Annotated in this window: 9 protein-coding genes; 4 read left to right on the plus strand and 5 right to left on the minus strand. The window is 66.7% G+C overall.

From position 1 onward, the window contains the following. Positions 1 to 5 precede the first annotated feature (5 nt). Genes VXD91_RS24320 through VXD91_RS24330 form a run of 3 tightly spaced genes read right to left on the minus strand, consistent with a single transcriptional unit; the run spans position 6 to position 3,744 of the window. A complete protein-coding gene (locus VXD91_RS24320) occupies positions 6 to 1,466 on the minus strand; it encodes a serine hydrolase domain-containing protein (protein WP_212814488.1) in 1,461 nt (486 codons plus the stop codon). A 52-nt stretch (positions 1,467 to 1,518) separates the two neighbouring features. Further along, positions 1,519 to 2,901, minus strand: coding sequence for an amino acid permease (locus VXD91_RS24325; RefSeq protein WP_244872724.1), 1,383 nt, complete (start codon positions 2,899 to 2,901; stop codon positions 1,519 to 1,521). Positions 2,902 to 2,949: 48 nt separating this feature from the next. Continuing rightward, on the minus strand, positions 2,950 to 3,744 hold the full coding sequence (locus tag VXD91_RS24330) for an SMP-30/gluconolactonase/LRE family protein (protein WP_244872725.1): 795 nt from the start codon (positions 3,742 to 3,744) through the stop codon (positions 2,950 to 2,952). Between the two features lie 141 nt (positions 3,745 to 3,885). Here VXD91_RS24330 and VXD91_RS24335 point away from each other — a divergent pair, with 141 nt between their 5' ends. Together VXD91_RS24335 and VXD91_RS24340 are read left to right on the plus strand one after the other, a co-directional pair. Next, the gene (locus tag VXD91_RS24335; protein WP_212807713.1) at positions 3,886 to 4,422 is read left to right on the plus strand and encodes a DinB family protein; all 537 of its coding nucleotides are present in this window, start codon (positions 3,886 to 3,888) and stop codon (positions 4,420 to 4,422) included. 52 nt (positions 4,423 to 4,474) lie between these two features. After that, positions 4,475 to 5,101, plus strand: a complete 627-nt coding sequence (locus VXD91_RS24340; RefSeq protein WP_212807712.1) for a TetR/AcrR family transcriptional regulator — start codon at positions 4,475 to 4,477, stop codon at positions 5,099 to 5,101. A 59-nt stretch (positions 5,102 to 5,160) separates the two neighbouring features. Here VXD91_RS24340 and VXD91_RS24345 read toward each other — a convergent pair whose 3' ends face one another. Then, positions 5,161 to 5,628 carry an SRPBCC family protein gene (locus VXD91_RS24345; RefSeq protein ID WP_212807711.1) on the minus strand — a complete coding sequence of 156 codons (468 nt, stop codon included), beginning with the start codon at positions 5,626 to 5,628 and terminating at the stop codon, positions 5,161 to 5,163. 99 nt (positions 5,629 to 5,727) lie between these two features. Here VXD91_RS24345 and VXD91_RS24350 point away from each other — a divergent pair, with 99 nt between their 5' ends. Beyond that, positions 5,728 to 6,330 carry a TetR/AcrR family transcriptional regulator gene (locus tag VXD91_RS24350; RefSeq protein ID WP_212807710.1) on the plus strand — a complete coding sequence of 201 codons (603 nt, stop codon included), beginning with the start codon at positions 5,728 to 5,730 and terminating at the stop codon, positions 6,328 to 6,330. Between the two features lie 83 nt (positions 6,331 to 6,413). Beyond that, entirely contained in the window at positions 6,414 to 6,689 is a 276-nt protein-coding gene (locus VXD91_RS24355) for a hypothetical protein (RefSeq protein ID WP_212807709.1), read from the plus strand. An 18-nt stretch (positions 6,690 to 6,707) separates the two neighbouring features. Here the strand turns inward: VXD91_RS24355 and VXD91_RS24360 are convergent. Further along, positions 6,708 to 8,534: DUF222 domain-containing protein (locus VXD91_RS24360; protein WP_346416652.1), on the minus strand; the 1,827-nt coding region annotated here is incomplete at its 5' end.

Genomic DNA, 8,534 nt, shown 5'->3' on the forward strand with positions numbered 1-8,534 from the left:
CTCCGTCAGCTCCCGTAGAGGCGTAGCGCCCGTGCGGCTTCCGTGGCGATCTCGCCGCTGAGTCTCGCAATGGGTGGGCCGCCGCGTTGATGGATCACGTTGGCCAGCACCGCGACGTAGGTGTCCGACTCAGCGTCGATCCAGAGGCTGACGCCGGTGAAGCCGGTGTGCCCGAAGCTGCCGACGGGAAAGACCATGCCGCGAGGTCGGGAATGTTCGGTGTCGATGTCCCAGCCGAAGCTCCGGAGTTCCTGTCCCGGGATCGCCGGATAGTCCGGGGCCAGTAGCGGATCTGTTGTGTTGGGCCGGTTTTCGACGGCCGCTCGGCTGGCGGCATTCGCCGCGGGCACCTGCCCGGCGTTGTGCCCCGGTTGTTGCGGCGTCGCCATCAATTCCGCGGTGCTCCGCCCCAGCGGGAACGGGCTCGGACGTCCGGCGAGCCGGTCGATCAGCGCCTGCGCGTAGCGGCCGATGTCCGAAACCGTCGAGAACACTCCTGCGCTCCCTCCGGTGCCGCCCATGCGCCTTGCCGTCGGGTCGTGCACCGTGCCGCGGATCAAGTGGTCGAAGTCGGGGTTGATGCCGGGAGTGTCGTCATCGTGGGAGGTCGGTGCGACGCGCTCCAGCAGGGCGGTACTCCAGGTTCCGGTCGGGCACGGTCCAGCCGGTACGCCTTCGAAAACGATTGCCGTGCCTCGAATCTGGTGCGGGCCGCAGGCCTTGGTGGCGGGCAGATACCGAGTATCGACAAGGTCCATCGGTGCAAAGACGTTGTCCTGTACATAGTTGTCCAGAGACTCGCCGGTGATCTTCTCGATCAGGGCGCCGAGGATGATGAAGTTGAGGTCGGAGTAGTGGAATCCCTCGCCGGGACCGAACTCCAGAGGCGCGGTGAGCGCACGACGAATGCCTTCGGCCTTGTCGGCGCTTGTCAGCCCCCACGGGCCTTGATGGCTGAGGTCGCCACCCGTACCGGACGTGTGCGTCAGCATCATCCGCACCGTCACCTGGGCGCGGCGTGCGTCGTTGGTCGGATTGAATTCTGGAAAGTACGTCTGGATGGGCTCGTCGACCTCGACCAGGCCCTTTTCGTACAGCTGCAGGAAGGCGACAGTCGTCGCGATGCTCTTCGACAGCGACGCGAGGTCGAATATGGTGTCGTCGGTCATCGGTTCCGCCGGGGCCGCAGATCCGTCCAGCGCGGGTTCGTCACCGAGTCTGCGTGCGCCGTAGGCCTGCCGGAACACGACCTTGCCGGCATGCCCGATCTCGATCACCGCGCCGGGCAACCGATGCGCGGCGAGCGCGTCGTTGACCAGGCGAGATACCGCGGCGAACGGGCCGGCCGGGACGACGCTCGGGACCGGCGTGGCGGCCGCACTTGTCGTGGCCGGAGGCCGAGCAGTCGGCGACGAGGTGACGGCCGGCGGCGGCGTCGGGTGTCCGCACGCCGCGAGGGCGAGCATCACCGCGCATACCCGTGCTACGCGCGACCCCGACACCCTCACCGCTTCGACGTTAGCGCCTCACTCTGTTCAGCAGGGATCCGACGATGAGCAGACCGCAGAACCACAGTGGCAGAGCGATCGCGCCGGCACGGGACGCTGGATCCTGGGTCATCAGGATGTAGATCAGCGCGAAGTACCCGAGGCACAGGTAATTGGTGAGCGGTGACAGCGGTGTCTTGAAGACACCGGCGCCCTCCCGCGACCGAAATCGCAGGTGGCTCAGCGCGATGATGCTCCACGTGATCAGCTCGGCCCCGACCACGACGGGAATCAGCAGCACGAGCGCCTTCCCGGGGAGCACGACATTCAGCAGCACCGCCACGGCGACGAACCCGGAGTTGAGCAGCAGTGCACGGACGGGGACGCCGCGGGCGTTGGTGTGGGCGAGGAACCGTGGCGCCTGGCCGCTGGCGGCGAGGTCATACAGGACGCGCGCGTTGCTGTAGGTCATCACGTTCGCCACCGACAGCGCGGCGGTCAGAACGACGATGTTGAGCAGCGTTGCGGCGCCGCCGATCCCGAGGCCGACGAGCATCAACACGAACGGGCTGCCCTCCGTGCCCACCTTGTCCCACGGCCAGATGATCAGCATGACGCCGATGGCGCCCACGTAGAAGACCAGGATTCGCAGCAGCACCTGATTGATGGCGCGGGGGATGTTGCGGGCGGGCTCCTCGACCTCACCGGCGGCGGTGCCGAGCGACTCGATGCCGCCGAAAGAAAAGGTGATCGCGACCAGCGAGATCATGAAGGCGCCGAGCCCCTTGGGGGCGAAACCGCCATGCGCCCAGAGGTTCTGCAGGCCGTGCACGTTGTAATCGCCGGCGCCGAAGATGATCGCGATGCCGATGACGATCATGGCGACGACGGCGGTCACCTTGATCAGCGTGAAGTAGAACTCGAATTCGCCGAACGCCTTGACGTTGAAGGTGTTCGCGGCGGTGATGAGCACCAGGCACACCGCGGTGGTGATCCAGCGGGGCATGTCCGGGAACCAGAAGGCCATGAACTCCGAAGCTGCCGTCAACTCCACCATGCAGACGACGACACAGACGTACCACCAGTTCCAGCCGGCGATGAAACCCGCTGGTTTGCCGAGATATTCGCGGGCGTAGGCCGACCACGACCCCGCGACCGGATGTGCGACGGCCATCTCGCCGAGCATCCGCATCACGCCGTAGAGGACGATGCCGGCGATCGCATAGCCGAGCAGAACGATCGGTCCGGCGGTCTGCACGGATGTGCCCGAGATGAGGAACAGGCCCGTCCCGATGGCGGAGCCGAGCGAGATCATCTGCAGATGACGGTTCTTCAGGTCGCGGTGCATCGGCGCGTCAGCCGGGGCGGTGGTCTCGGCACGGGGCCCGTCAGCGGGACGGGTGCTCGGAGCCATCGGGGTGCCTTCCATTCGGTGTATCGCGTGCGGGTGAGGGGGGTGGGACTACGTCGGTGCGGCGGGTACGTCGACGCGGGTCTGCAACACCCGCCCGGCCGACTCGCCGCGCATCAGACCGTCATGCGTGGTGTCGTCGACAACCAGGTACAGCGTGTGCCCATCGGCGCCACCGAGGGCGGGTGCGACGGCCCAGCCGTGGCCGATCGGGATCCGATGCGTCACGGCGCCGCCGGCGATGACGCGCAGGAACTCGCCGGTGTCGTAACAGCCGACCCACACGCCGCCCTCGCTGTCGACGCACAGGCCGTCGGGGTGGCTGCCGGCGCCGAGGTCGGCGAACACCGTGGGGAAGCCGAGACTGCCGTCGGGTGCAGTTGTAAAGGCAAGCAGGCGTGACCCGTTCGTCTCGCTGACGACGAGGGTCCCGTCGGGCAGAAAGCCGAGGCCGTTGGGCACGGCGAGGCCGGTTGCGACAATGCGGACGCCACCTGCCTGGTCCACCAGGCCGATCTCGCCGACGAGTGCATCGCGGGTCTGTTTGTACAGGTCGACGTAAGCGCGGCCGTCGGGGGCGACGACGAGGTCGTTGGTCGACCAGGCCAAATCGCTGACATCGAACGTCGAAGTGGTGTTTCCGTGGGCGTCGACGTGGTGGATCGTGGCCTCGAAGAGCGTGGACACCACGAGCGTTCCGTCGGGAAGCCAGCCGAGGCCGGAGGCGCGCGGCACCTCGGCCTCGACGGAGAGGTCACCCGTTTCGCCCACCGAGTACACCCGGCCGGCCGGTCCGTCGCTGAACCACAGGCGGTCGTTGCGCCATCGCGGTCCTTCGCCGTACACGAACCCGTCGATGAACGGCTCAACAGCTGTTGACGTCGTCGTCGGACCATTCCCTTCGCTCGATGAGTGCGTAGAGGCTATCCCGTGCTGGTCGAGGACCGATCCGAATCACCGCACCGGACCGGGTGCGACACTGGTCGCGTGACGACTTCAGAGCCCATCGAGCCCGACGCCAAGGACTGGACGTGGGTGCTGACACGCGCCTGCCCTGAATGCGGCTTCGATGCGTCGTCCGTCCAACCCTCGGATGTCGCCGGCCGGATCCGCGACGATGCCGCAGACTGGGTGCACCGCCTGGCCGGCTCCGGAGTGAAGTCGCGACCGCGGCCCGACGTCTGGTCGACGCTCGAATACGGATGCCACATCCGTGACGTGCACCGAATCTTCGACCACCGCGTCCGACTGATGCTGACCGAGGAGGATCCGCGGTTCCCCAACTGGGACCAGGACGAGACGGCCATCGCCGACGACTACGGTTCGCAGGACCCCGCCGTGGTCGCCACCGAGCTTTTCGACGCCGCGAACATCGTCGCGGACACCTATGCGAATGTGCCGGCGGAATCTTGGAAACGTCGCGGATTACGCAGCAATGGAAGCGAATTCACCATCGCGACCATTTCGCTCTACCACCTGCACGACATCGTCCACCACGCGCACGACGTCGCCCCACGCGGGTGATAGACGTACGTTTGCGACATCTCATGAATCAACTGAACCGAAGGGGCCAAGGGTGTCGGTTTCCGGAACGCAGCGCGTATACGGGGGCGTCACCGGCGAGGAGCGCATCGCCCAGCGGCGCCGGAAGCTGATCGAGGCCGGGACGAGCTTGTTTGGCTCTCCCGGTTCAGGTTCGGTCCGCGTCAAAGACGTGGTGGCCGAGGCCGGTCTGACAGAGCGCTATTTCTACGAGAGCTTCACCGATCTGAGTGCATTGTTCGGTGTGGTGTTCGATGCGGCTGCCGATGCGATCGATGCGCGGGTGAACGCCGCCATGGTCGATGCGCCGGTCGACAGCTTTGCCCGCGTGTCGATCGCCCTGCGCGCAACCGTCGACGTGTTGTCCGACGATCCACGGATGATCCGCATTCTGTTCGTTGAAAGTCTGGGCTCGGGCGGTCGTGCGGGTGTTCACCGCAATGAAGTACTCGCCCGCACCGCCGGCAGTTTCTTGAAATGGTCCACGCCAGAAGCCTCATCGTTCGAAAGCAGTGCCGCCGATACCCGGATGAAGGCATTCGCCATGTCGGGCGCCGCTGCGGAACTGCTGATCTCTTGGGCGGATGGACATCTCGAGGCCACGCCGGCTGAACTGGCCGACTTTCTGGCCGGGCTGTACTGGCGCATGAATCTGCCCTGACCGACACAGCCATAACCAAACAGATTGCGCTGCAGGGGAAACTGCCGTGGCCGCGGCGCCTACTCTGCCGCGGCTTTGATCGCCTGCAGGGTCTGGCGCATCCCCTCGCGCATGGATGCGGTGAAGACGTCCTGCCCGCCCATGTAATTGTCAATGACGTGGACCGTCCCGTCGGGGCTGCCGTCGGGGCTCTCACGCCGCTGGGTGAGCTTGGTCCCGCCCGATGTGGGCTCCAGGCGCAGGGACCAGATGGCCCAGTTCTCCTTGATCCGGAACGCGATTTCGCGGCCGTTGTCCAACCGGATGATGGTGCCGTGCGTCTTCCATTGGAAGGTGCCGTTGTTGTTCAGGTTGGTGAACTCGACACCGTCCGCGACCTGCTCGGCGCCGCCGCGCAACCGGGTCGATTCGACCTGTGGGCTCCACTCGGCCATCCGGCGGACGTCGCCGACCAGCGTCCACACCGTCTCGGGCGCGGCCGCGATCTCGATGCTCTCCTCGAGTATCGGCTGCGGATTCGAAGGCATGTCGTCACTCCCGTCGCGAAATTGAACGTCCGATCGGACGCTTTTCGGAGCGTAACGATCAAAGAGATTTACGTCCAGTTGCACGTATAAAATGCGGAGGTGGCAACCGACGATCAGTTGGATGGGCGACGCATCCGTGGCGACGCGACCAGACGGAAGGTCGCCTACGAGGCGGCGATGATCGCGACGACCCACGGGCTCGACTCGATCACGGTCGGCGCGCTGGCCACGGCGACCGGGGTCAGCAAGAGCGGAATCCTCACCGTGTTCGGGAATCGGGAGGCGATCCAGGTCGCCGCGGTGGCGGAGGCGCGAAACATCTATCGCGAGACGATCATCGCGAAGGCGCTCGAGGCGGCCCCCGGCGCGCCGCGGCTGCGTGCGCTGATCGACGCGTGGGTCGACTACCTGACCGCCGGCGTGTTCCGCGGTGGTTGTTTCATGGCGGCGACCACCGCCGAATACGGCCGTCGCGACGGTCCGGTCGCGGACGGGGTCAGGAAGCTCAAGCGTGGCTGGCTGAAGCTGCTGGAAACCGAGCTGGCTGTCGCGGGCTCGTCGGCACCGGCAGACGACGCGTTCAAGATCGACGCGTTTCTCACTGCCGGCAACGACCGAAGGGAACTGTTCGCCGACGACGCCGAGCTGATGCGCGCCAGAGACCTCGCGATGGGTGTCGTCGGCCAACTCGCGGGCGCCTAGCGGCGATCAGCCGATTCCCGGTCCTTGTGTGGCTTTGCCGGCGTAGCTTCGGTTGCATCTGACGATGCGAACTGGGGGTTGCCATGGCGTTGAGAACCTATGGCGTGCTGGCGGCGGGAGCGGGTGCGGTTGCTGTCGCGCTACTGGGCGCGAACCCGCCGGCCGATGCCGCACTGGCGATCCAGCCGTTCCCGGCATGTTTCCCGTGGGAATGGAACTGTGGGCCCGGCGGCTTCTCGACCCCGGCCGACGACGGGATCCCGGGCGACAATGCCGCAGAAGGTGGCATCCCGGCCCCCGCGGTCGTGCCGAACGTCGACGGTTCACTCAGCCCGCCGGGCATGCCGGGCGACGTATAGCCCGTACTAACGCTGCACTCACAGTGGCGGTGGGATGTCTTGTTGCTCTGCTGATTCTGCGGCCGCCGCGGCTTCTGCAGCTTCTGCGGCTTCGCGTTCTTGGCGTTCTTTGCGTCGGCGGGCGAAGGCTTCTTGTGCGGCTTCGCGCTCGTCGATATCGGCTTGGTTGCGGGCGCGTTCGTAGGCGATCTGCTGGGCCTGGTTCTGGGTGCGGGTGCGGCGCCGGATGGGCATCATGACGCCCCGGCCGGGAGCCGCGGTGGTGTCCAGATCGGTGTCCTGTGGTGGTGGGTTCGGCAGTGGGGTGTCGGTGACCGTGCGGGGAAACAGGATTCGACTTTCGGGCACGCTGATGTAGGTGTGGCCGGTGGGTGCGGTCCACACAATCGTCCCGTCGGGCTGTTGACGGTCCTGCCACCCGTCAGGGCCGCCGTAGAAGGTTTTGAGTAGGTGGTGTTTGCGGCATTTCGGGCTGAGGTTGCCCGGATGTGTCGGCCCGATCGGCCACGGAATGGTGTGGTCGATATCGGAGGTGGTGGCGGGCTGATCGCAGCCCGGGAACATGCACGTCATGGCCCGCACCCGGACGAATTCATCCATCGCCGCCGACGGCCGGTAGCGCGGCACTTGGTCAAGATCGGTGGCTGAGGCGACCGTGCGGACTTTCGCGCCGCGGGCCACCAGATCGGCGAGCACCGCCGGGGGCACCACGCCGCCGCCGAGGACATAACCGACGGGTGTGCGCACCGGCGCAGGGGGTTTGGTGGAAGTCGGGATCGGCGGGTGCGCCGCATGGGCTTCAGGGGTGGGCGGGGTGTCGCCGGCCGGTTCGTCCCCAGCAGGGGTCGGGTTTTCGGCGGGCCGCGAATCGGCCGCCGGTGCAGGCGCGGGCTCGGGCTCAGGTTCAGCTGTGAAGAAATGCTCGGGCTCGGGCTCGGGTGTGAACACCGGCTCAGGTGCAGGCTGGTTTGGCGCCGGGGTCGGGGGCGCGGCCGGGTCCCCACTGAGCAGCGGGTCCGCCACCGGCGCCGGCAGCTGATCGGTGAGCACATGAATCATCACCGCCGCCGCCCGCGCATCCGGCCCAGCCGCCGGGCAATCCGGATTGCCGCACTGGCACACCAACCGATCCCCACGAGCCGCCAACACCCCCAACGCGTCAGCCCGCCGCTGCCCGAACGTCCGCGGATCGTCCTCACACACCTGCCGGGCCATCTCGTCCAGCACCCGATCCAACAGATCGGCATCGGTGGCCAACAGCGCACCCCAGATCGACGCCACCCCGGTCTCATCATCGGGCTTGCCCACCCCGACCCCACGCCGGCGCGCAGCCGAACGCACCTTCAAAACGGCGGCGGGGTCGAACTTCTGCACCCAACCGTCGATCTTGCGTTCAATCTTCTTGCGCGACAACCCCGCCCACTCCGACAGCGCCCCCGCCAATGCAACATCGATCACCGCCAGCGTATTGGGATCCTCCACCAGACGGGTGCGCCAACAGATCGTGCCGACCGTCCGCGCCGACACCCCACCATCGGCGAACACCGCCGCCACCTTTGGTAGCCGGAAGCGCAACGCGACCGCAATCGACAACTGCCCCGACGCTTCACGCTTCCCGATCCCCAGCGCCGCACCCACCTCGGCGACCGCAGCATCCCAGCCATCACAGGCCCACCACTGCCGGCCATCTTCGTCATCGACACGCAACGCCACCAGATCGGCAATCGCCCGGAACTTCCCGCACTCAGCGACATTCGACACCCGCGCGAAATGCACCACCGCATCGACCACGGAGGCATCGTGAACCAGCACACCGCCGGCCCCGATCCCTACGGGTTCGAACAT

This window comes from Mycobacterium sp. SM3041 (assembly GCF_039668335.1).
GTDB lineage: Bacteria > Actinomycetota > Actinomycetes > Mycobacteriales > Mycobacteriaceae > Mycobacterium.

Coding starts and splice junctions, on each gene's coding strand:
- VXD91_RS24320 (WP_212814488.1), bottom strand. CDS start 1,466: ATGCTCGCCCTCGCGGCGTGCGGACACCCGACGCCGCCGCCGGCCGTC.
- VXD91_RS24325 (WP_244872724.1), bottom strand. CDS start 2,901: ATGGCTCCGAGCACCCGTCCCGCTGACGGGCCCCGTGCCGAGACCACC.
- VXD91_RS24345 (WP_212807711.1), bottom strand. CDS start 5,628: ATGCCTTCGAATCCGCAGCCGATACTCGAGGAGAGCATCGAGATCGCG.
- VXD91_RS24355 (WP_212807709.1), top strand. CDS start 6,414: ATGGCGTTGAGAACCTATGGCGTGCTGGCGGCGGGAGCGGGTGCGGTT.